Source organism: Halobacteriovorax sp. RZ-2 (assembly GCF_043196685.1).
GTDB lineage: Bacteria > Bdellovibrionota > Bacteriovoracia > Bacteriovoracales > Bacteriovoracaceae > Halobacteriovorax_A.
The window spans coordinates 103,545-126,053 of the sequence record NZ_JBEBMR010000002.1 but is presented as its reverse complement, the minus strand read 5'-3'; the positions used below and the strand labels follow the sequence as shown (position 1 = coordinate 126,053).

Annotated in this window: 18 protein-coding genes; 3 read left to right on the top strand and 15 right to left on the bottom strand. The window is 36.7% G+C overall.

Features of this window, described 5'->3' with window-relative positions:
* Positions 1-60 precede the first annotated feature (60 nt).
* Positions 61-939, top strand: a complete 879-nt coding sequence (locus ABMA78_RS06620) for a LysR family transcriptional regulator (RefSeq protein ID WP_392858232.1) — start codon at positions 61-63, stop codon at positions 937-939.
* On the opposite strand, the gene ABMA78_RS06615 is transcribed toward ABMA78_RS06620, so the two are convergent.
* Together ABMA78_RS06615 and ABMA78_RS06610 are read right to left on the bottom strand one after the other, a co-directional pair.
* A complete protein-coding gene (locus ABMA78_RS06615) occupies positions 936-1,421 on the bottom strand; it encodes a hemerythrin domain-containing protein (protein ID WP_392858231.1) in 486 nt (161 codons plus the stop codon). The two genes, ABMA78_RS06620 and ABMA78_RS06615, sit on opposite strands and share 4 nt — an antisense overlap.
* 130 nt (positions 1,422-1,551) lie before the next feature.
* A complete protein-coding gene (locus ABMA78_RS06610; protein WP_392858229.1) occupies positions 1,552-1,878 on the bottom strand; it encodes a DOPA 4,5-dioxygenase family protein in 327 nt (108 codons plus the stop codon).
* 85 nt (positions 1,879-1,963) lie between these two features.
* Here ABMA78_RS06610 and ABMA78_RS06605 point away from each other — a divergent pair, with 85 nt between their 5' ends.
* Positions 1,964-3,376 (top strand): anion permease, encoded by a 1,413-nt coding sequence (locus ABMA78_RS06605; RefSeq protein ID WP_392858227.1) that lies wholly within the window; start codon positions 1,964-1,966, stop codon positions 3,374-3,376.
* Here ABMA78_RS06605 and ABMA78_RS06600 read toward each other — a convergent pair.
* From ABMA78_RS06600 to ABMA78_RS06555, 10 genes are all read right to left on the bottom strand, one after another.
* Complete coding sequence (locus ABMA78_RS06600) at positions 3,368-4,111, bottom strand: succinate dehydrogenase/fumarate reductase iron-sulfur subunit (protein WP_392858225.1); 744 nt, start codon at positions 4,109-4,111, stop codon at positions 3,368-3,370. The two genes, ABMA78_RS06605 and ABMA78_RS06600, sit on opposite strands and share 9 nt — an antisense overlap.
* 6 nt (positions 4,112-4,117) lie before the next feature.
* The gene (locus ABMA78_RS06595) at positions 4,118-6,025 is read right to left on the bottom strand and encodes a fumarate reductase/succinate dehydrogenase flavoprotein subunit (RefSeq protein ID WP_392858224.1); all 1,908 of its coding nucleotides are present in this window, start codon (positions 6,023-6,025) and stop codon (positions 4,118-4,120) included.
* On the bottom strand, positions 6,025-6,690 hold the full coding sequence (locus ABMA78_RS06590; protein WP_392858223.1) for a succinate dehydrogenase cytochrome b subunit: 666 nt from the start codon (positions 6,688-6,690) through the stop codon (positions 6,025-6,027). Before ABMA78_RS06590 ends, ABMA78_RS06595 begins: the two co-directional genes overlap by 1 nt.
* A 118-nt stretch (positions 6,691-6,808) precedes the next feature.
* Positions 6,809-8,467, bottom strand: a complete 1,659-nt coding sequence (locus ABMA78_RS06585) for a methyl-accepting chemotaxis protein (protein WP_392858222.1) — start codon at positions 8,465-8,467, stop codon at positions 6,809-6,811.
* A 27-nt stretch (positions 8,468-8,494) separates the two neighbouring features.
* Positions 8,495-10,378 (bottom strand): chemotaxis-specific protein-glutamate methyltransferase CheB, encoded by a 1,884-nt coding sequence (cheB, locus tag ABMA78_RS06580; protein ID WP_392858221.1) that lies wholly within the window; start codon positions 10,376-10,378, stop codon positions 8,495-8,497.
* 31 nt (positions 10,379-10,409) lie between these two features.
* On the bottom strand, positions 10,410-12,515 hold the full coding sequence (locus ABMA78_RS06575) for a methyl-accepting chemotaxis protein (protein WP_392858219.1): 2,106 nt from the start codon (positions 12,513-12,515) through the stop codon (positions 10,410-10,412).
* A gap of 35 nt (positions 12,516-12,550) precedes the next feature.
* A complete protein-coding gene (locus ABMA78_RS06570) occupies positions 12,551-13,018 on the bottom strand; it encodes a chemotaxis protein CheW (protein WP_392858218.1) in 468 nt (155 codons plus the stop codon).
* 32 nt (positions 13,019-13,050) lie between these two features.
* Positions 13,051-15,063, bottom strand: coding sequence for a chemotaxis protein CheA (locus tag ABMA78_RS06565; RefSeq protein WP_392858217.1), 2,013 nt, complete (start codon positions 15,061-15,063; stop codon positions 13,051-13,053).
* Between the two features lie 148 nt (positions 15,064-15,211).
* On the bottom strand, positions 15,212-16,048 hold the full coding sequence (locus ABMA78_RS06560) for a chemotaxis protein CheX (RefSeq protein ID WP_392858214.1): 837 nt from the start codon (positions 16,046-16,048) through the stop codon (positions 15,212-15,214).
* A gap of 12 nt (positions 16,049-16,060) precedes the next feature.
* Positions 16,061-16,474: a response regulator gene (locus ABMA78_RS06555; RefSeq protein ID WP_103217672.1), complete on the bottom strand. Its 414-nt coding sequence runs from the start codon at positions 16,472-16,474 to the stop codon at positions 16,061-16,063.
* Positions 16,475-16,852: 378 nt separating this feature from the next.
* On the opposite strand from ABMA78_RS06555, the gene ABMA78_RS06550 reads away from it, so the two are divergent.
* The gene (locus ABMA78_RS06550; protein WP_392858211.1) at positions 16,853-18,856 is read left to right on the top strand and encodes a hypothetical protein; all 2,004 of its coding nucleotides are present in this window, start codon (positions 16,853-16,855) and stop codon (positions 18,854-18,856) included.
* Positions 18,857-18,893: 37 nt separating this feature from the next.
* Here the strand turns inward: ABMA78_RS06550 and ABMA78_RS06545 are convergent, their stop codons facing one another.
* The 3 genes from ABMA78_RS06545 to ABMA78_RS06535 form a co-directional block, all read right to left on the bottom strand.
* A complete protein-coding gene (locus tag ABMA78_RS06545) occupies positions 18,894-19,925 on the bottom strand; it encodes a pseudouridine synthase (RefSeq protein WP_392858210.1) in 1,032 nt (343 codons plus the stop codon).
* 105 nt (positions 19,926-20,030) lie between these two features.
* Positions 20,031-21,551, bottom strand: coding sequence for an SMC-Scp complex subunit ScpB (scpB, locus tag ABMA78_RS06540; RefSeq protein ID WP_392858208.1), 1,521 nt, complete (start codon positions 21,549-21,551; stop codon positions 20,031-20,033).
* A 24-nt stretch (positions 21,552-21,575) separates the two neighbouring features.
* A complete protein-coding gene (locus tag ABMA78_RS06535) occupies positions 21,576-22,481 on the bottom strand; it encodes a segregation and condensation protein A (RefSeq protein ID WP_392858206.1) in 906 nt (301 codons plus the stop codon).
* Positions 22,482-22,509 lie beyond the last annotated feature (28 nt).

The following is a 22,509-nucleotide window of genomic DNA, read 5'->3' as shown; positions in this document are numbered from 1 at the left end:
TATTTTAGGCCCATTTTAGATTGTTGACAATTGTGACGTTATTCGACAAATTGTTTACATATGGAAACAATAAAAGACCTAAGTCATATCTATAGTTTTATAAAAGTTGCACAATATCGATCATTTACAAAGGCAGCTGATGCCCTAAATGTGTCACGTTCACATTTAAGCAAGGCCGTTAAAGAACTTGAGGACAAGTTAGGACAACCACTCCTTAAAAGAAATACGCGCTTCATCGACTTTACTGACTTTGGTAAAAATTACTTTGAAATTTGTGCGAATCATATCCAAGAAATAGAAAGATTTACTAAGCAATCTAAAGAAAGTTTTGAGGCGACTAAAGATAAAATAAGAATCTCTTTGGCCGGTGCATATGGAGAAGATATCATTGCTCCGATGATCTCAAATATTATGATGAAACATCCTGGTATTGAAGCCGAATTAGTTTTCTCTACTGAGTTAATTGATATTACTTCTCATGAGTTTGATCTTGCCATTCGAGTAACCTCTAAAAAACCAAAGAAAGGCTTTGCAATTCAAATCGCTGATCGTAAGGAGTTTGTTTGTGCTTCACCAAATTATATTAATAAATTTGGACAGCCAAAGAAACCAAAGGATCTTAACTCCCACAATTGTCTAATTGGAAATAACGATACTTGGCAATTTTCAAATGATGGCCAAAAAGAAAGTATAAAAATTAAAGGGAATTTTAAAAGTTCTAATGGCCGTGCTCAAATGAATGCTGCTTTACAAGGCCTAGGCATTTGTAAACTTCCGGGTGTCTATGTTTTAGATCATATTAGAAATAAGACTTTACTGCCTTTGCTTAGTGAGTACACAAATCAGTCAATTCCAATTTGGGCAGTAACGCCGTCAAAAAAATCAATTTCACCTACAGTGAAATTGATTCTTCAAGAGTTTGGTGTTGTACTTTTCTAGATAGCGGCACCATTTCTATTTTCATAATGTGAAAGAAATGAATACATAACTTCATTTTCGTAATTCATATGCCTACAGAGATTATCAACGGCCTTCCTTACTTTCTTATAAAGGCCTTCCCATTCAGGACAAGTCTCTTCTTGAAGCTCATAATCTTGTACCATTTTAATCAGACCTCTAAGTTCTTCTTCTTGTTCCATATGCTCTTGAGTCATTTCTTTAATATACTCATATGCATCACTACAATTCTCCCTAAGTATTAAAGGGAAAATATACCTTTCTTCATTTTGCATATCTGCTTCAAGGGTTATCCAAAATCTTAATAGAAATTCTGAGATCCCACGAGGGGACCCTGGCCTATCTTTTGAAGATTCCCCTACTGCCTGCGATAAAATAATTAGACTTTTAAATTCTGTACGAATTTGTTGATGAAAAGAAACAAGCTTATCGACTTGCTCTTTAAAATTTGAAACTTTACTCACTTACTTTACCCCTGCAGTAATAACTAAACTTCTGATAAGTATAGCAACCTACGCAGGGCGCAACATGATTTACATCAGCTTTGTGATTTTATGACATAAATCAACTTGTCGTATTTAGTATTTCCTTAATCTATTTAAAGATATCTAATTTAAGATCTAAGATTTCACCCATCCAAAGAGTATTTTGAGTATGATCAAGATAATCATTACCCGTATTAGCATGTGTAAAAACAGTTAAGTCATCTCTATTTTCAAGTAACCAAGGAATCATCTCGTTTAATTTATCCGCGGCAAAAAGAAACTGACAGCTCCAACGCGGGTGTGGCCCAACCTCTTTCTGGTGCGCTCTTCCGACTTGAACATAATCTAAAGTCTTAACTTTCTCTATAACCTGTAAGGCCTTCTCATAAGTCGATTCATCGTAATATAAATGTGCATGATATGATGTAATTTCCATGACCGCATCTTCTTAAATTTTTTCTTAAATTGCAACATTCTCATCATCACCATTAAAATTAATTTATTTAAAAGGGAAAACTATCATGAAATATGAAGTAAAAATCATTAGGTTTATTTGCGTAATTGCAATTGGTGCATTTATTTGGAGTCGACCGATACCGGACGGCCTTGAGCCAAAAGCATGGCATCTCTTTGCCATATTTTTAAGTACGATTTTAGGAATTATCATTAAGGCCATGCCCATGGGATCGATGTGTATAGCGGGACTTTCAGTAGGCCTACTGACACAGACGCTTAAGATAAAGGGAGAGGCCCTGACAGGCTTTTCCAATAGCACCATATGGTTAATTGTTACGGCCTTTTTTATTGCACAAGGCTTTGTCAAAACAGGACTTGGATCTCGTATTGCCTACTACTTCGTCTACCTACTTGGAAGAAGAACACTAGGCCTTGCTTACGGCCTAGCAATAAGTGATTTGATTCTTGCACCTGCAACACCTTCTAATACAGCAAGAGGTGGAGGAATTATTTTTCCAATCATGAAATCTTTAAGCCTCAGCTATGATTCGAAACCCAACGATCCTACCAATCGTAAAATTGGACACTACTTAACTCTTAGTTGCTTTCAAGTTTGCATGGTGACGTCTGCAATGTTTATTACTTCAATGGCGGCCAATCCACTTATCCAACAATTTGCCGCAGATAATGGAGTCAAAATAACATGGGGAGGTTGGGCCCTTGCTGCCATTGTACCAGGTATTGTTTCCTTAATTATTGTTCCTCTAGCTATCTACTTTGTTTATCCACCAACTATAAAAGAAACTCCTGGTGCACAAGAAATTGCAAAAATGAAACTTGAAGAGATGGGTCGCATGAGCAAACAAGAATGGATTATGATAGCGACTTTTATTTTCCTTATCACTTTTTGGATCTTAGGCAGTACATTGAAAATAAATGCAACAACAACGGCCTTTGGGGGGCTATCGATTCTTCTTATTACTGGCGTATTAAATTGGGATGACATCAAGTCAGAAAAGGGAGCTTGGGATACGCTAATTTGGTTTGGTGTCCTTGTCATGATGGCCGACTACTTAAATAAGTTTGGCTTTGTCCCGTGGTTTAGTAAGTATGTGGCAATGGAAGTCTCTGCTCTCACTTGGACACTTGCCTTTCCTATTTTAGCAGGAATTTACTTCTACTCGCACTACTTCTTTGCATCGGCCACGGCCCACGTCACAGCAATGGCAGCAGTCTTTATAGGAGTCGGAGTGCAAGTAGGAGTGCCTCCCTACTTAATGGCAATAACTCTTGGTTTTTTCTCAAACCTCTTTGGTTCACTAACACACTACGGGTCAGGACCGGCCCCAGTCTTCTTTGGTTCCGGATATGTTGAGCTATCGGACTGGTGGAAGATGGGATTTTTTATTTCCATCATAAATATCTTAATCTGGATGATTATTGGCGGTGCCTGGTGGAAGCTACTTGGACTATTTTAAGACCTTAGCTTTTAAAAGATTAAAATTCATCCTCGCAATATTTGAGATTGAAATTCCTTCAGGACATTCAATTTCACATGCACCAGTAAAAGAGCAGTGACCAAATTCCTCTAACTCCATTTGCTTCGTCATTGCCAGTGTTCTTCTACCTTCTTCAACCTTTCCCTGGGGAAGGAGGTTTAGGTGAGTTAATTTCGCTGAGGTAAAAAGAGCAGCGGATGAATTCTTACAAGTTGCGATACAAGCACCACACCCAATACAAGCGGCCGTGTCCATTGATAGGTCTGCAACTTCTTTTCCAATTAAAATTGAGTTGGCTTCGGGAGCTGTTCCTGTCTTAGCAGTGATATAACCACCACTTTCAATAATGCGATCAAGGGCCCTTCTATCGACAACTAAATCCTTTACAACCGGAAATGACTTCGCTCTCCATGGCTCGACAACAATTACTTCATCATCAGTAAAACTTCTCATATGTAATTGGCAAGTTGTCGTATTAGCATGTGGCCCATGAGCTCTACCATTGATAAAGACTCCACACTGGCCACAGATCCCCTCACGACAATCATAATCATATGCAATAACCTTCTCGCCTTTTAAAACGAGACTTTCATTTAACATATCGAGGGCCTCTAAAAAGGACATATCTTCAGTAACGTTATCAAGCTCATACTCAACAAATTGTCCTTCTGACTTTGAATTTTCTTGACGCCAAATCTTAAAAGTTACTCTCATTATTACCTACTTATATGATCTAATCGTTGGTTGTATATATTCAAACTCTAATTCTTCACGATGCAGTTGATAGTCTCCATCATTATATTCCCAGGCCGACACATAACTATAGTCTTCATCATTACGAACGGCTTCACCTTCAGAGCTTTGAAATTCTTCCCTGAAGTGTGCTCCACATGACTCTTCCCTTTGAAGGGCATCCACACACATCAATTCGCCAAGTTCAATAAAGTCGGCCAAGCGTAGCGCCTTTTCGAGCTCTGGATTTAGCTCTTCATTAGCACCAGTTACTTTAACATTCTTCCAAAACTCTTCTTTTAAGTCTCTAATTTGAGAAATTGCCTTTTCTAAACCACTACGATTTCTACTCATGGCACATTCTTGCCACATTATTTTCCCAAGTTCTCTGTGATAATGATCGACGGTTTTCACACCATCAATCATCAGTAGTTTCTTAATTCTTTCTGATGCCTTCTCGATACATCGATTAAACTCATCATGAGAAATATCTGGTTGCTCACTCTTCATTTCATCTGCAAGATAATTATTGATTGTATTTGGCAGAATAAAGTAGCCATCAATACTCGCTTGTAATAATGAATTTGCTCCGAGGCGATTTGCTCCATGATCTGAATAGTTGCATTCGCCCACTGCATAGAGCCCTGGAATAGTAGTCATTAATTCGTAATCTACCCATAGTCCGCCCATTGAGAAGTGAGCAGCAGGAGAAATTTTCATCGGCTCTTTATAAGCATTGATGCCTGTAATCTTCTCATACATTTGAAAGAGATTACCGTAGCGATCTTTAATAACTTCAACTCCGAGCCTTTCAATCGCATGCTTAAAATCTAAATAAACAGCATTCTTTAAGGCCCCAACTCCGTGGCCAGCATCTATTTGTTCCTTAGCAGAACGTGAAGAAATATCTCTCGGTGCCAAGTTTCCAAAACTTGGATACTTTCTCTCTAAATAATAATCTCTATCTTCTTCTGGGATATCATTTGCATCGCGACTATCCCCTGCTTTCTTAGGAACCCAAATTCGTCCATCATTTCGTAAAGACTCTGACATAAGAGTAAGTTTTGATTGTAACTCACTTGACTGCGGTAAGGCGGTAGGATGAATTTGTGTAAAGCTTGGAGCTGCAAAGAAAGCACCTTTTTTATGAGCGGCCCATATAGCAGACCCATTACAACCAATAGCAAGTGTAGAAAGCCTAAAAACTCGTGAGTAACCACCGGTTGCGAGAACGACAGCATTTGCCATAAACTTCTTAATTTCACCTGACTCTAAATTTCTTGTAATAATCCCTTTGGCCTTCCCATCGATAACAACGAGATCAAGCATCTCTGTACGTGGATACATCTTAACATTTCCTGCTTTGACCATTTTTGAAAGTTGAGAATAAGCGGCCAAAAGAAGCTGTTGACCGGTTTGACCTCTGGCATAGAATGTTCGTTGAACTTGAACTCCACCAAAACTACGATTAGTTAAAACACCACCATACTCTCTAGCGAAGGGAACACCTTGCTGGGTAAAGTGATCGATAAGAGGGGCCGACAATTCAGCTAAACGATAGACATTGGCCTCTCGAGAACGAAAGTCACCACCCTTTAAAGTATCGTAGAACATTCTCCAAACACTATCACCATCATGTTGATAATTCTTTGCTGCATTTACTCCACCTTGTGCTGCAACAGAGTGTGCACGTCGGGCAGAATCTTGATAGCAGAAACAATCAACATTATAACCAAGTTCACCAAGGGTAGCGGCAGCTCCTGCTCCGGCCAAACCTGAGCCGACAACTATGATTGAGACTTTCTTACGATTTGCGGGATTAAGAAGCTTGCTCTCAGCTTGATAGTTAGACCACTTCTCCTTCAAATTTCCTTTAGGGACTTTAGGATTTAGCATTACAAAACCTCCCTAATGAAGATAACAATGGGAATGAGAACAAAACCGATTGTAATAAAGAATGAAAATATTTTTGCACTACAGTCTATTATACGAATATGACTTAAACGATAGACGCCTAGAGTTTTAAAGGCACTTGATAGCCCATGGTTTAAATGCGCTCCTAAAGGAGCCATTAAAACACAATAGAAGATCACATAGAATGGATTCCTAAATAATGTCGTCGTTAAAAGATAAACATCTTTATATCCATTTGAGTCATTATAAACACTTCCTCCAAGACCAAATTTAATTTTCGCCCAGAGATTTGCCATGTGAATAACGATAAATAATAAAATGAAAAAGCCTAAGAAACCCATGTTTTGGGAGGTCCAAGTTGAGACTTCTCTATTATCCTTAAGAGCATATTCAACCCCCTGTGAGCGGGAATTCTTCAAGGTAATAGCAATCGCCATATAAGTATGAAGAGCAATAGCAAAATAAAGAATAAATGAAACGGCCTTTATAAATATATTTTCGGCCAAAGTATGGGAATAAAGATTATACAAAGAATGTGCATATTCTTGTGGTAACAAGAGTATTAAATTTCCGCAGAGATGAATGAGTAAAAACAGGCATAAGAATAGCCCAGTAACTGCTAAAACATACTTTCTAAAAAACAACATACAAACATCCCTTCTTTACATTAATTATAAAATAGGGAGTTCATAAAACCTAGATAAAATATGGTAAAAAAAAAGGGCACAAAAATGTGCCCTTCTTCTATTAAAGAAATTTAAAATTTTATGCTGCTTTCTTTGTCTCAGTTTCTCTTTTTGTCTTATTAAAATTAACGACATTATTAACTGCACGTCTCGCAGACTTTATCTGAGCAATAATTAACCCTTTTAGATCTGTGATATCCTCGCCAATATGATTAACCGCTTGGCTTAACTCAGTAGAGGCAGCATTTAAGTCATGTGCTGATTGACTTGTTAAGCTTGCAGAACTTGAAATTTCTTGCATCGCCTTACTTACTTCTTCAACACCAATTAGCTGTTCTTTTGAAGCATTAGCAACTTCATTTGAGTTTGCAGAAACTTCATCAAAATTTCTAAGTACCTGAGTAAACACTTCTTGACACTGATTACTGATCTCAACACTTTTATTAATTTTATCTCTACTCATATTTAAAGATTCATTAACATCACGACTTGAGATATCTACAATATCTGTAACCTTCTTTAAGCTATCAACAAGTAGCTTTGAAATCTCATCAGCAGATTCACCACTCATCTTAGCAAGGTTACCTACTTCTTCGGCAACGACAGAGAAGCCTTTACCATTTTCACCAGCTCTTGCTGCTTCAACAGAGGCGTTGAATGAAAGTAGCTTAGTTTGAAAAACTATATCATTAATAACTTGAGTTTTAACATTAATCTCTTCAAATACTTTAACGATTTCATTTAATTCACTATTACTTTTCTCAACTGTATTTGCTAGTGCTGTTGTACTATTATCGACATCTTTAACACCACGTCCTAGATCTCCTAGAGACTTTACACCATCAGTTACTAAGTCCTGACTTTTCTTAATTAGAGAAGCAACATTATTAGAACCATCAGTATTACTCTTAATCATTTGAGAAATCTCATGTAAAGAGCTTGATGTTTCTGTTGCTGCCGCAGAAAGTTGTTCAGAAATAGAACTTAGTGCGACAGACTTATTCTTAAACGTATTTGAAACATTCTCTAGGTTTTGACCTTCATTAGAAATTGACTCAACGATATTATTGATTCGTCCATCAATTCGTCTTGCCATAAAGATACAAATCCCCACAGAACCAAATAAACTAATAATTGAAATAATCGACATTAAAAAGATTGAATCAGAGTAAGTCTGATCTGCTTCTTTAAATTCTTCATCACCCATTCCAAGAATTAACTCTTGAAGTTGATCAAGGCTATCTCTAGCTCCTTCAAACTTAGAGTTCACTGGCCCTAATGAGTTTTTAATAAGTTCTGTTCTAGTGAACTTACGAAGATGTCCTTCTTTATCTAGAGGAAACTTATCTGCTGCCGTCTTTTCAAAAGCTTCTAATCCTTCATTAAATTTCTTAGAAATTTTAATTTCTTTAGGTGAGTCACCTAAGACAGTATACTTTTTAAAACGATCAACAACTTGTTGCTTATTAGTAAAGTAGTCATCGGCCAAAGCTTTTCTCTGCTTATCTGATAATCCCTCAAGAAGTAGTGTTCTTTCGGCCACTAGCATCTGCTGAAAGTCTCGATCAGCTTGTACTAGACTGTTGATACTTGGAAGTCTTTTTGAAAACACTGTATACAAGTGCGACTTCACTGATGTTAATGATTGATAACCAACAAATGCAATAATCAGCTGAATGGTAAGCATTGTAGCTGATAGAGCAATTAATTGTTTCTTAATTGTCCATTGTCCCTTCATAAATAACCCTCAAACTCCCTCAAAATTCTATTTCTTCGCAACTCTCGTTAAGATTTGCTCAGTGATTTTATCCAGCGGTAGTGAAATACATGAAGCACCTAATTCAAATGCTTTCTTTGGCATTCCATAAACAACTGAACTTTCCTCGTCTTGTGTAATAGTGAAAGTATCATTCTCTTTCAATTTAAGAAGCCCTTTGGCCCCATCTGCTCCCATTCCCGTTAGAAGTGCTGCTGTTACTCGATGCCCTTTAAGTTGGGCAAGGTTTTCGAATAAGTAGTCAACGCTTGGACGGTGTCCAGAATATATCGGAGTTTCACTGTCTAACTTGATCATTAATTTACTCTTTCCAACAACTCCCATATGGATTCCACCTGGAGCAATATAGACTGTATTATGCCTTACCTCTTCACCGTCTGTTGCTTCGACGACGTCAAACGGACATAACTCGTTTAGACGATTAGCAAATGCTGTCGAAAATACTGGAGGTATATGTTGAACTATAAGAACTGGTGGAAACTCTTTTGGGAAGCGCATTAGTAGTTGCTTAATCGCTTCCGTCCCTCCTGTTGAGGCACCAATTGTAATTAACTGACTTCCAGAGAAATCGAAGTTGTTAGACCCAACCCAGCTTGTGAGCTTTTGTCTCTTTGACTTAACAATACTATGATAAGCAAGGTCAATTTTTTCTAGTAAGGCCTTCTTGAATTTAAAGATATCGTCAAAAGATGGCTTCTTTAAATAATCAAACGCACCATCTTCAAGACATCTCATTACGATATCACCATCGCTCTTGCTTACAGAACTAATCATGATCGCCTGTAGCGACTGATCCTTTGGTAGATTTTTAAGAACATCATGCCCGCTCATTTTTGGCATATTAATATCTAAGGTAATAACGTCTGGCTTAAGTGCTTTAATCTTTTCTAATCCATCTTGTCCGTCGACAGCTTCACCAACGACCTCATATCCTGGATCACCTGTAAGACACTTCTTAATTAGCTTTCTAACAGTACCAGAGTCATCGATAATGAGAATCTTCTTCACCTGAGCTTCTTTCACTCTAAGACTTCTTTTTGTTTCATGATTCGTCTTAAAATATATTGACTGACCAAGACTTTGGAAGCCTTCATGTCGTCTTAAGGTTTCAGAAATCCCAATTAAAAGATATCCCTTATTTGTGACACAATTTGAGAACTTTTTGATAACTTTATCAATTTGTTCTTCATTGAAGTAGATAAAGACATTACGACATAGAATCAGGTCGTATTTGTCACGATACTCAGAACTATTTTGATCTATTAAATTATGAACCTTAAATTTACAAAATTTTTTAAGATCATCACTGACTTTAACAAAGGGTGCGATCTCGCCGCTACCGCGATACCAATTGCCTTCGAGATATTCCTTAGGAACCTTCTGAAGTTCTTTCCAGTAATAAACACCTTTCTTTGCGTGCTTAATTGATTTCTCACAAATGTCAGTTGCAATAATTTCAAATTTAAAGCTAGGATCAATCTCTTTGATATGTTTTTTAAGAATCATAGCAAGACTATAAACTTCATCACCCTTGCTACAGGCCGCACACCAAATCTTTAATGTGTCACGCCCACTATTTTTTACTCGTTCAACCATCTTAGGAAGGGACTTGATGATAAAATCAAATTGATTTTTCTCTCTCATAAAGAACGTATAATGCGTTGTCAGAAGTGATATTAGCTCAGTCTTTTCCTGACTACCCGGAGATTTAATTAACGTTAAGTACTCATCAGCATCTTTTAAACGAAGCTCGACAATTCTCTTGTCAATACGGGACTTTACCATTGCATCATTTTGCGCTGTAAAGTGTGTCCCTGTCTCCTGTGACATCATTTGAGCTATTTCAATATAACTTCTAGCAAGATTACTCATTCAATCTCTTCCTAATTTAAATTAATTATTTTTAAACGGCCTTATCAAACCTAGCATCGTTCTCACTTGGGTATTCATCAGAATCCACTTCTAGTACTGGATCATCAAATCCCATATCATCAGCTACTAGCTCAGCCTTCGCAACGACCTTAGCAGGCTCGCGTTTTACAACTTCAGCAACCGGTGTCTTTTCAAAGACAGGAAAGTCTTCAACAACCTCTTTCTTTGCTACAGTATGAGACTTAACTGGTGTCGATGAGATCGAATCGATTAATGCATTTCTATCAACTGAAAGGTTTTGAATCTTACCTAAGACCTCACTTTCTAGCTCTTCAACAATTCCATTAAGAATTGACGTCTGCTCAGATAAACTTTCTGCAAAGCCAGAAGTTTCTTGTGCAATTGTCGAGTTAGTATGTGTTACTTCATCAAGCTCATTCATTGCATCCGAAATATTATTAATTCCTTCAGCTTGCTCCTCAGAAGCAGTTGAGATCTCAGTCATCATTTTTGTTACAGCATCAACATTTTCAACAACACTATCTAGGATCTTTCCACAGTTTTCAGAAACATCTACACCCTTAGTGATACTTGTCTGTGCTTCAGAAATAAGTCTTTTTACATTCACTTGAGTTTCATCAACGATTGATTGAACCTTTTTAATTGATCCACCAAGTAGCTCTTCAATCTCAAGAGCAGCATTCCCACTCATTTGAGCAAGGTTTCCTACTTCCTCTGCAACAACTGCAAATCCCTTACCATGCTCACCAGCTCTGGCCGCCTCTACTGAAGCGTTAAAAGAGAGAAGCTTTGTTTGGAACACAATATCGTTGATAACTTTAGTCTTTTCAGAGATTTCATTAATAACATCGACAATCTTTACGATTTCTTCGTTATTGCGATTCATCTCTTTCATAATATCTTCGTTATTGCCGTTAATTTGTCCAATGGCCTCAACCATTTCATTAACAGCGCTCTTCCCTTGAAGGGCAACACGTTGAGACTCGTCTGCTTTCTGGCTTGATACCTTAGCATTCTCAACACTCTTATTTACCATTGCAGTAATTTCATTAAGGGTCGCTACTGTTTCTTGAATAGCGCTTGCCTGTTGAGTTACAGATGATGACACTTTTGATGAAGCCATGCTCATATTAGTTGAAGACTTTTCAGTAACTTGTGATGAGTCACGAAGTCTCTCACTAAGGCCAATGATCTTCTTAATTGACTTAGAGAAGTTGTATTGGAAACCATATGCAAATGCTGCAATAATCGCAAAAAGGATTGGGATATAGAAGCTAATCTTCTCTTCAAGAGCAGTACTTGACTCAATTTTTTCTTCAGTCTTTCTATCAATTAACTCAACATTATCCTGAATATTTTTAAAGATCTTCTTTGTTCCAGAAACTGCGATTTGGCTATACTTTTCAAGAAGAAGTTGGTTTTCATATAATTTACTAAATGAACGAATATAACTATCTACAGATTTAGTTACATCGTTGTAAACATATTGCTTATATTTACGAGCAACTAACTCTTTCTTTATTTTTAGACCTTCTTTTTGAGCTTTTTCTACATATTTCTTTGTTCTTCTTAAAAGAAAATCTTTTTCATGACGACGAAGCGTTAAAAGAGAAATCATAAAACTTGGGTTCAAGTCATATTTTTTGATCTTAGTTTCAATGTCATGAGCATAGCTACGTAATTCACCTCTAAGGCCACTCTTAGAGTCTCCTTCTTTTTTCAGAGTTTCACGTGTGTTTTCAAAGTTTTTAGAGTGTTCTTTATAATTTTTAGAAAGCTCATCCCATTGAACCTCATTAGCATAGTCAACATCTAGCCTCTGCATACTTTCAAAGATTTCTTTATTGATCTTTCCTAGCTCTAAAAAGCGCTTTGCGGCACCAGGGTCTTGTGAAATGACATACTGCTTTTCATTCGATATTTGTTCACCAAGATTTGCTGCAAATGTTCTCATCGAATCTTTCATTCGAAGGTCTCTCTGTACAGTATCTTTTAAACTTTCAACTAGTCCATAGTAAGAGTAAATTGAAATGGCCAGTCCTATACCAAACATTGCAAAGATACCAAGAAAACTTAGAATCGTTTTTTTGTTCATTGACATTTTTGTCTGTTTCATTACTTTCCCCCGGTGCTTATAGGCACCATTCTCTACTAAGCAGCTTTCTTTACAAGGCCATTAATTTCATCGATGTTTAAAATTGACTCAAGATCAACTAATTGAATTAATGCTTCGTTATTGCGATATACTCTATTCAGTCGATCACGTTTCTTCGTTTCTACTGAAGCTACTTCTTGAATTTGTTCTTCATCTACTGAAAGAACCTTACAAATATTATCCACAACAATTCCTAAGCAAAGCTGTCCAAATTCCACAATAATAACTGCTTCTTCATTTGATTCAGCTGGCTTAACACCTAAACGAGTACGTAGATCAATAATTGAAATAACCTGTCCACGTAGGTTCATGATCCCTACATAATAAGTTGGACTAAAAGGTACATTAGTTGTTTCAGGAACAGAGATTAGCTCTCTAACTTGCAGAAGTGGAATTGCATAGTGCTCATCTCCAAGTTTAAACTCTAGGTATCTTTTTGTTACATCAGTTGTTTCATTTTCCATATTATCCCCACATATCAAGTTATATATTTTAATTACGCCGCGTTACTTACTGGTCTTTGGCCTTTCGTTTTACTTACTTTATTAACAACAAGTTCTTTTAAATCTAAGATTAGAGCTGGTCGTCCATTTCCAAGAATCGAACTTCCCATAAAACCTTGAGTATTCTTAATATCATTCCCAAGACTCTTGATAACAACTTGCTGACGTCTAAGAACATCGTCGACTACGATTGCAAAATCCATATCTTCAGTTCTTACAACAAGAGCAATCTCATTTACCGAAGGCTCTTTAACATTATGTTTTAAAAGTTTACTTAGCCTAAATGCAGGTAGGACTTGTCCTCTTAGAACAATACAGCCACCAACATTATTTACTTTCTTATAATTTTCTTCTGTAACAGAAACAGTTTCGTGAACTAGGTTAAGTGGGACGACGTAGTTTTCGTCACTAACTCTTGTCACCATTCCTTCGATAATTGCCATTGTCAGAGGAAGCTTAATTCTAAAGGCAGAACCTGAGCCTACTTCAGATTTAACTTCAACGGCTCCTGAAATATCTTGGATATTCTTTTTAACAACATCCATACCAACTCCACGGCCAGAAATTTCACTTACCGCTTCTTTTGTTGAAAAACCTGGTGCAAAAATTAAGTTAATCGCATCTTGATCACTTAATTTGTCAGCATTCTTAATAACGCCCTTTTCAATGGCCTTATTCTTTATAATATCAGGATCGATTCCCTTACCATCATCTACAACTTCAATAACAAGGCTATTCCCTTCGTGATATGCCTTAATTTGAATCTCTCCAGCATCGGACTTTCCAACAGCTTTTCGATCCTCAACACTCTTTTCAAGCCCGTGGTCAACAGCATTTCTTACGATGTGTACTAAAGGATCTGAAAGTTGCTCAAGAATATTCTTATCAACTTCTGTCTCCTCTCCAACAATAGTAAGATTAACTTTCTTACCAAGTGCTTTTGAAGTATCTCTTACAATTCTTTGAAGTTTTGAAAATGTCGTCTTAAGCGGAACCATTCTCATCTTCATTGAAATATCTTGAATTTCTTTGGTAATCTTTGATAAGTGACTAACACTTTTTCTAACATGCTCATCAGCTACGAGATCATTACATTCACTAAGTACAGTTTGTAGAATAACAAGCTCTCCAACATAGTTATTAAGCTTTTCAACACGACTGATACCAATACGAATCGTCTCTTCTGGTTTTGCTGGCTTCTTTGGTGCAGCAGCAACAGCAGGCTTCTTTTCTTCTTTTTTTGCAGCAGTTTCTAAACTTACAACATTATCTGCTACAGGAGCTTCTTTTGGAGAAGCCGACTCATTCATAAGTGCATCGAGATCATTTGGTCCACTTGCAACAGCGGCCACTTCAACAGGCTTCACTTCTTCTGTTGAATCAAAAGACTCTCCATATAACATACGATCGAGGTCACTGATATCTGATTCACTTGGGCGTGATTCAGCAACGACTTCCTCTTCAAAACTTACAGATTCCTCATTATCGAGGATACCTTGTAATTCCTGGTCTTCGAAATCGTCGTGCTCTTCTTCGTCTTGTTCTTCTTCATGTGCACTAGCTTCAAACTCTGCTTCATCAGGAATATTTGAGATTCTAAGATCATCATGCTCAACATCAGCACTAGAGACATCTTTAATTAACTGGATAATATCGTCTGAATTAAACTTAGCATCAATATCATCTCTAAGAGCAGAGATCATATTATTTAAATGGTCAGAACACTTGAGGAAAACATCAATAACATCAGCACAAATATCAACCTCACCCTTCTTAACCTTTAGGATGAGTTCCTCCATCTCGTGAGTAAACTCTGCAACATCACTGAACTCAACTGCTCTTGATGTTCCCTTTAGGTTGTGAGCGAGTCGAAAAATTTTATCAATATGCTCATCTGTATTATCGACACCAGATTCTAATTCTAGGAAAGATTCTTCACAGTCTTCAAGAAGCTGTACTGCTTCTTCAAGGAAATCCATCTTTAATTCTAATTCAAACTCATCCATAATCACATCTTGTCTTTTGTGTTAATATCTCTTCATTATTCGGACAATATTTTTATTTAATTAATGTTTTTAGAGGCTTACTGTAAATTTCTATAAATAATCTTAGTTTCATGACATTGATCATGTTCGCTTTTTTACAAGTCCTTAATTATTCGTTTGCCCCTAGTAGAATGTAGATATAAAAAGAGCCCATTTTTGTCGCAAGTGGAATCATAAGAGACTCATATTTACCTAAATCAATCTCAGAAAAGTTCTCTCTAAGTAAAACCGATGGAATTGCTCGATCAATAACAATCCCTCTATTTTGATTCAAATTGGCCTTTGCTTGTCCTAAGGTAATATTTGTAAACTCTGCAATAGCATCCTTCACATCGTCGTTAAGCTCAGTATAGTCTTCACCAAAAATTTGGTTATAAATATTGATGAAAACAATATCTGGGAAACAAATAAGAAGCCTTCCATTAAATTGCTCATTTTGAACATCAATGGAACCAATCAACCCAATTTCATAGCTTTCAAAATCTTTTGCTTTGGAAACTTTTCCTGGCAATACTTTTAAATTTGCCTGAACACCAAAAGTATCAATTGCCGCTTGAATAAAAGGGTTTACAAAGTTTACGTCTAACTCAATTCTTTTCTTTTTAAGATTTAGCTCTTGTAGTCTTTTTGAAATCGAATCAGTAAAGTTGAATCGTTCATCAACATAATCACTCTTGAGTTCTCTAATAAGTTTAGAGCGTGCATTAATTGTATATATTAAAATTGACTTCTCTTCAGCTGACTTGAATAACCTAAAAATTTCGTTATAAATTTTTGGAGAAACATACTCAACGCTCTTAAAATCTAAAATTATTAACTTATCTTTCTCATCCTCTAATATCGCATCAAAGATCATCGACAATGACTTGACACAGTCTTGATCGATATCGCCCGAGAAGGCCAAAACTGAGAAGTGAGATTTTGTAATTCTCTCTACCATACCCATGAAAGCCTCCTATTAACCTTGTGGAAACCTTTTCTTCATGGCCAGGGCCAACCTCTTCTTAAAAGATGCTTGATCAAATGGCTTAATTACATAGCCGTCAACATCACTAGCAATAGCCTCTTGAATTTGAGCAACATCTTGTTCGGCAGTTACCATAACGAATGGCATTTCTTTAAAATTCTCACTACCTCTAATAGTTTTTAAAAGATCTAGTCCTGTAGCATTTGGCATACTCCAGTCAGAAATAATAAATGATATCTCGTTTGGTCCACCTTTATTCTCTACAATCTTTTTAAGAGCATCTTTTCCATCAACGGCCTCAACAAATCTATCGGCCCCTAAATCACGCAGTAACTTTTTAACGATCTTTCTCATTGTGCTCATGTCATCCACAATTAAAAAAGAAAACTTTTTAAGATCTTCCATATACTCTTTCTCCTACTCAATAATCTTCAACTAATATATCACCAGGAAATTTTGCCAAATAGCGACCTTATTTTTCCCCGCAAATAAAAAAAGTTTTGATTCTCTATTTAAACTTAATATATCTAGTTAGTTATCGGCGCTTGTGATTTTTTTTTTACGCTCATTTGTGTCAAAGCTTATATTTTCCCCAAAGAAAATCTATTGGATTGAAGGCCAATAATATTCAATACTTGCCAATTAAGTGCCACATAAATTAAACGCTTTAAGAAAATTCTCAACAAAGTAGGTAGTCCATCAAAAATGTTTACACTTTGTTCATACTTATAAGTATTACATTCAACGACTTTTCAAATATTTATTATGATATTAGTCATAGACATGAGTAGGTTAAAAACACTGACAATTATCCTAATTACGTCGATGAGCTTTGCAGCGAAGCAGCCGCAGACCAGTAACGTCCCCGCTCCTGAAGAAGTCATTCAAGACAGCTCACCAGGTGTATATTCGAAATTTAAGTATTTTCTTAGAGATCACCTTTCAAAAGAGAATATTAATCGTAAGCTGATTGATGCTTTCAATAGTTTGAAGATCAGTCTCGATGTGGATATTTTCAAAATCAATATCGCAGACGGACTCTCTCTTAGAGGTAAGTACGAATACGAAGTAGAAAAGTCCTATATTCAAGGAAACTATACTCGTCGCGATCAATTCAATTTCAGAATTCATCACGACACGAAGAATGCATTCTTTCCAGAACTGCAGACACCTTTCTTTCTTAAGCTTGATCGTAATAACGAAGTTGTCATTTCAAGACAATTTGAGAAGAAAACTGATGCGATGAAGGCCCTGCCTTTTAATGTGGCAAAAATCCCAATTCGCTCAAAATATGTCGATGAACTAAATCCAGGAGACTTTATCTCCATACCGGCCTCAATGGCATTAACAACAGGGTTTAGCTACAATAATGCAATTCCTCTACTAAATACTGGCCTGTCAGGTTTTTACACCATGGCCGGAGACTTTCTCATTCAGGTATATAAGCTCGAAGATCAGAAAGTAAGAGTTAAGATTATCGCACAAAAGAAGAAAACTTCAGGACTAAGCTTTAAGAGTCGGTTTGCCATCGAACTTGTTAGCTTTGAAATCTTAGGACAAGAAGTTGATTATGAGTATAAACTCGACTGGTTTAAACTCGATGCTTCCCGCACAAAAGGTAATATCATTCTTGCCGACTATGTCTTTAATCTAAAAGATGACGAGGTTAGAAAGGTTTACGATAGATTATTTAATAATGTCTTTAAATTTAAAGAGGCCAAACTCTTTGCTGAATCATTAAACTCAGATCTACTTGATAAGTACTATGTCGTTAACCTTGAAGATGTTGACCGTATTGCCAGAGTTGACGAAGGCCAAGAAAGCCCAAGGGTGGAAAGAGTCTTTAAAGGACACAATAGATACAAATCAAAATCGTCAGGAATTCAGCTTAATCTTGATATTTTAAAATTAAGTGCAAAGAGCCACTATGTTAACAATCGATTTAATTTTGAACGACTCGATGGTTCCACGGTAGCTTTCTACTACCCTAACTATACGAAGACTAAAGAGTCTAAGATTTCCATTGAGATTTTTGATACTAAGGAAAAAGAGATCCTCTCTTATTTCGGGCTAACTTCTTCTCATAGTGATCATAAATTTTTAAATGTTGGAATGAACTTTAATCGCATCGATAATGAATTTAGAAGACTAGAGCAAAGAAGATACTTGAGAATTCTAAAGGGTATCCTACCTTCTCTTATTCGCGATGAAGTCATTGCTCGTATTCCAAAGGAAAAACGATACGTTAACTTCAATTCAAGAGTTACGATGATATTGAAAAAAGAAGCATTCTCTTATCTGAACAAGATCCCATTTGAAGAGTTCCGCTATCGCCTAGCAGAGCACCTCAGAGGGAAGAGAGTTATTCGCTCAACAAGTCATGATAAGGACTCTAGGCTTCATCCATTTGATGTACCAGAGGACGAGTATCAAAGGAAGACAAAGAAACTTGCAAAGTACTTCTATGACATCATTCATAGTGACATGCCATATAATGAGAAGGTCGATAAGTTCACATCTAAACTAAGAAGAATGAATAATGAACAATATATTATGCAACTTCTAGTGGAACTTCTTCCTAAAGATGATATTGAGAAGTATCTCTACCTCGATGTCTATATTGTTGATGACTCTGAGACACTTGTGGACTTAAGAATCGGAACAAATAACTACCAAGAAATCTATAATCAACTTGAGTACTTGAACCGCTATATTAGAGGAACAGGTGAAGATCTAAGAATTGATGATCGAGTTGATCGTATTGAAGATATTCAAGAATTAAATTAAGAGTACCAAATAAAAAAGCCGCTTAAAGCGGCTTTTTTTATTTAACAAATTCGACGTGAGTATGTTTTTGTTGATTTTCTTTTTTAGCAAGACGAGCCTTTTTCTTATTTTGTCTCTTCTTGAATGCTGCTTCCTTCTCTTCGTAAGCCTGTCTTCTAATCTCTTTCTCTTTTGCCTTCTTAGTTTCAGCAATTTCTTTAATCGATTTGAAGTAAGTCTCTCTTCTAAACTTAGTAAAGGCCTTATCATCGGCTGCTGTACAACCTTGGTGACCTTTCTTCTTTAAGTTTACAGACTTTTTACTTGAGATATACTCAACAGCATCTCTCGTCTTATTTCCTGCCATATCAATTCCAATAGCATTTAATAAGTTCTTTCTATTAACAAGGCGGTATGAGCCAGGAGCAATCCCCTCAACAGTTAGTCCACCAATAGCAACACGCTTTAGCTTATCAACAGTAAGACCAGCACCTTCACACATACGACGAATTTCACGGTTCTTACCTTCATTGATTCTAAACTCTAGCCAAGTTTTTGTTTCTAGCTGCTTAATAACACGAACAGCTTGTGGCTTTGTCATTACGCCATCAATATAAACACCTGCTCTTAATTTCTTAAGTAGGAATTCATTGATCGCACCAAAAACTTTTACCTCGTACACCTTAGTAATTTCAGAGCTTGGGTGAATAACAAGATTTGCGAAATCTCCGTCATTCGTCATTAGCAGAAGACCTTCTGAAAGGTAATCAAGACGGCCAACTGGATAGATTCTCTCACTGATCTCTTTACAAAGATCAATAACAGTTTCTCTTCCCTCTGGATCATTAACTGTTGTCATAACTCCACGAGGTTTATTCATAATCATGTAGATTTTTTCTACTGAACCAAGGTCGGCGGCCTTACCGTCAACTTCAACAGCATCAATAGATGGATCAACCTTAGTTCCTAGTTCACGAATAGCAATACCATTAACCTTTACACGTCCTTGAACGATTAGGTCTTCGGCCTTACGACGTGAAGTGATCCCACAATCTGCAATAAATTTTTGTAAACGTACTAATTTAGACATTTGACTCTCCTATCTGCCATCACGGCGGTTAAAAGCTATAAAGAAAAAGCTTACGTCTAAATAGAACTAAACGTAAGCTTTTACAAGTATTTAAGTAATTATTTCTTATTCAATATGAGACTCAGAATCCCCTAAGTCCTTGTTATTTAAGAAATTAAGGTCAAGATCTAGGTCTTTGGCCCCATTAATTAAATTTTGAGTTGTTTCATTGATACTGTCATCAAGGTCAACATCCATCTCATCTTGAGGAAGAGCTGAGTCTCCACCAAATAATTTAGCAAAAGCATCATCAAGTGCCTGTGCTAGATGATCGGCCTCTTCATCAGACTTAGACTCATCAATAATTGCAATTTCTTCAACTTCTTCTGCAGCAGCTTCAATGTCCGCTTCATCATTTTCTTCGTTGATTACAATTTCTTGAGCTTCTGTATTCTCAGAAGAAAGAATAGCGTCCGCAACTTCTTCAAGTGCTTCCTCTACTGTCATATCTTTAATAACTTCACCTGAATCAAGATCGATCATTTCAAAATCATCTTCCTCTTCTTCAGGGATATTAAATGGGCCTTTTGTTAAGTCGCCAACAACCTCTGGACATGTGATAGCAGTAAAGACTTCAGACTCTGCAGACTCTTTATTAGCTCCAGTTACAAGAGAATTATCTAGATGCTGCTCTAAAAGATCAAATGCCGTTAGAACAGGAGCTACTTCTTCGCCCTCAGCTGTTTTAGCAGACTTACGTCTTCTTTCTTGAACCTTAAGAGATTTAGTAAATGCTGTCTCTGAATCAATTGATTTAATCGACATTGCGATATTATCAAGTTCTTCAATTTCATCTTGATCAAAACGTGATGCTAGATCAGCGTTTACAAGAGTCTTAATATCTTCAATTTTCCCTACACCTTGAGTAGCAATTTCAGCTAGCTCATGCTCTGGTGGTAATTGGTCAATATTTGCAAGGTTAAATACTTCTAAGAACTCAGGAGTTGTCCCATAAAGAACCGGGCGTCCAACTTCTTCAGAACGGCCAATAACTTTAACAAGTCTCTTATCCATTAGACCACGAACAATGTGAGAACTATCAACCCCACGAATTTTTTCAACATCAATTTTTGAAACCGGCTGCTTATAAGCAATGATTGCTAGTACTTCAAGAGCTGTTGGAGAAAGTACTAATTCATTAATCTTAAATAGGTCTTGAACATATTTAGAGAATGTTGCCTTCGTTCTAAACTGGTAACCGTTTGCAACTTCTTGTAGACGAATTCCGTGGTGCTTTAATTCGTACTCATCTTGAAGACGAGTAATTGCCTCGTGAACAACACGTAGAGGGATATCTTCATCAATTAATGACTTAATCTTCATTAATGGTACAGGCTTATCACTCATGAATACAATCGTTTCAATTGCTCCACAGATTGTTTCTTCATTAAGTCCAGTTCTAGCTTTCCAAAGCTTATCTTCTTGCATCTTCTCATCGGCAAAGTCAGATTCGAGCTTTAAGTACTCCTCTGGAAACTCTAGGTCTTCATCAGTTGGCATAAGGGCCATTTCTAACTCTTCCACCATCTCTTCATCTGTTGATAGAAACTCTAGATTTGCTTCAGTAACTGTTGTGTTCTCTTCCATTTGTGTGCTCTCTCTAAGTAGCGATTAGTGCGCTACTTGTTCCATATTTTCTAATTCTTGTGTATCGATCTTATCTTTTGATTCATTCTCGTCTTCAAAACCATCGGCCTGAGTTACGTCGAAGTCATCAAGTGTTTTAACGACATCAACATAAACTTGCCCAAAGCTCTCATTTTGGAAAACCTGAACACGCTTAAGCCTTGCTAGCTCAAGAAGTGAGATAAAAGTAATAACAACGTTATCAATTGTATTCTTACCATCTGCAGACATCTTTGCAGTATCTTCACCTGTTGTCGTTGCCATACGGCTATTACTATCGTTTTCAAGTAGTTCTTCTAAATTCGTTTTCTGTCCTACTTGTAGATATGTCTTTAAGAACTCTAATTTCTCTTTAATCGATAAACGGTCACGCTTAATAACCGTGTACTTACGATTTTGACGGAATATGAAGTCAATCATTGTATCCGTTAACTTCTCTAACTGCATCGGTGTAAGAATTGAATTAACAATTTCCTTGCGATTTACCTTTGGTTTAACAAAGATATCTTTGCCCGTTTGAGGAAGTTCTAAAAGCTTTTGTCCCATCTTCTGGTAGAGTGCTAACTCTTCAAGACGGCGAACAAGCTCTGCATGAGAAGTGATATTTAAAGAGCCTTCTGCACCTAGTTGGTTTTGTAGCTTTGCCTGCTCTTCTTCTGTAACTGCATTTTTTGACTTTAGAAGAACTAATGTAGCAGCAAGGAATAGATAGTCACCCGCAATATCAAAGTTAAGCTCTTTCATATTCGCAAGATAGTCTAAGTACTGCTTAGTAATTTTCGTAAGGTCTAATTCCTTAATCGACATTTGCTCTTTTTGAATAAGAAGCAAAAGCAGTGAAAGTGGACCATCAAATGTATCCGTTTTAACCTTAATCGTTGTGTCTAACATGTGTTAATTCCCTCAAATCCCTCAATTA

What these genes read in the sequence shown, in the direction of transcription:
- ABMA78_RS06620 (WP_392858232.1), top strand. Translation starts at nt 61, where the DNA reads ATGGAAACAATAAAAGACCTAAGTCATATCTATAGTTTTATAAAAGTT.
- ABMA78_RS06610 (WP_392858229.1), bottom strand. Translation starts at nt 1,878, where the DNA reads ATGGAAATTACATCATATCATGCACATTTATATTACGATGAATCGACT.
- ABMA78_RS06605 (WP_392858227.1), top strand. Translation starts at nt 1,964, where the DNA reads ATGAAATATGAAGTAAAAATCATTAGGTTTATTTGCGTAATTGCAATT.
- ABMA78_RS06600 (WP_392858225.1), bottom strand. Translation starts at nt 4,111, where the DNA reads ATGAGAGTAACTTTTAAGATTTGGCGTCAAGAAAATTCAAAGTCAGAA.
- ABMA78_RS06595 (WP_392858224.1), bottom strand. Translation starts at nt 6,025, where the DNA reads ATGCTAAATCCTAAAGTCCCTAAAGGAAATTTGAAGGAGAAGTGGTCT.
- ABMA78_RS06590 (WP_392858223.1), bottom strand. Translation starts at nt 6,690, where the DNA reads ATGTTGTTTTTTAGAAAGTATGTTTTAGCAGTTACTGGGCTATTCTTA.
- ABMA78_RS06585 (WP_392858222.1), bottom strand. Translation starts at nt 8,467, where the DNA reads ATGAAGGGACAATGGACAATTAAGAAACAATTAATTGCTCTATCAGCT.
- cheB (WP_392858221.1), bottom strand. Translation starts at nt 10,378, where the DNA reads ATGAGTAATCTTGCTAGAAGTTATATTGAAATAGCTCAAATGATGTCA.
- ABMA78_RS06575 (WP_392858219.1), bottom strand. Translation starts at nt 12,515, where the DNA reads ATGAAACAGACAAAAATGTCAATGAACAAAAAAACGATTCTAAGTTTT.
- ABMA78_RS06570 (WP_392858218.1), bottom strand. Translation starts at nt 13,018, where the DNA reads ATGGAAAATGAAACAACTGATGTAACAAAAAGATACCTAGAGTTTAAA.
- ABMA78_RS06565 (WP_392858217.1), bottom strand. Translation starts at nt 15,063, where the DNA reads ATGGATGAGTTTGAATTAGAATTAAAGATGGATTTCCTTGAAGAAGCA.
- ABMA78_RS06560 (WP_392858214.1), bottom strand. Translation starts at nt 16,048, where the DNA reads ATGGGTATGGTAGAGAGAATTACAAAATCTCACTTCTCAGTTTTGGCC.
- ABMA78_RS06555 (WP_103217672.1), bottom strand. Translation starts at nt 16,474, where the DNA reads ATGGAAGATCTTAAAAAGTTTTCTTTTTTAATTGTGGATGACATGAGC.
- ABMA78_RS06550 (WP_392858211.1), top strand. Translation starts at nt 16,853, where the DNA reads ATGAGTAGGTTAAAAACACTGACAATTATCCTAATTACGTCGATGAGC.
- ABMA78_RS06545 (WP_392858210.1), bottom strand. Translation starts at nt 19,925, where the DNA reads ATGTCTAAATTAGTACGTTTACAAAAATTTATTGCAGATTGTGGGATC.
- scpB (WP_392858208.1), bottom strand. Translation starts at nt 21,551, where the DNA reads ATGGAAGAGAACACAACAGTTACTGAAGCAAATCTAGAGTTTCTATCA.
- ABMA78_RS06535 (WP_392858206.1), bottom strand. Translation starts at nt 22,481, where the DNA reads ATGTTAGACACAACGATTAAGGTTAAAACGGATACATTTGATGGTCCA.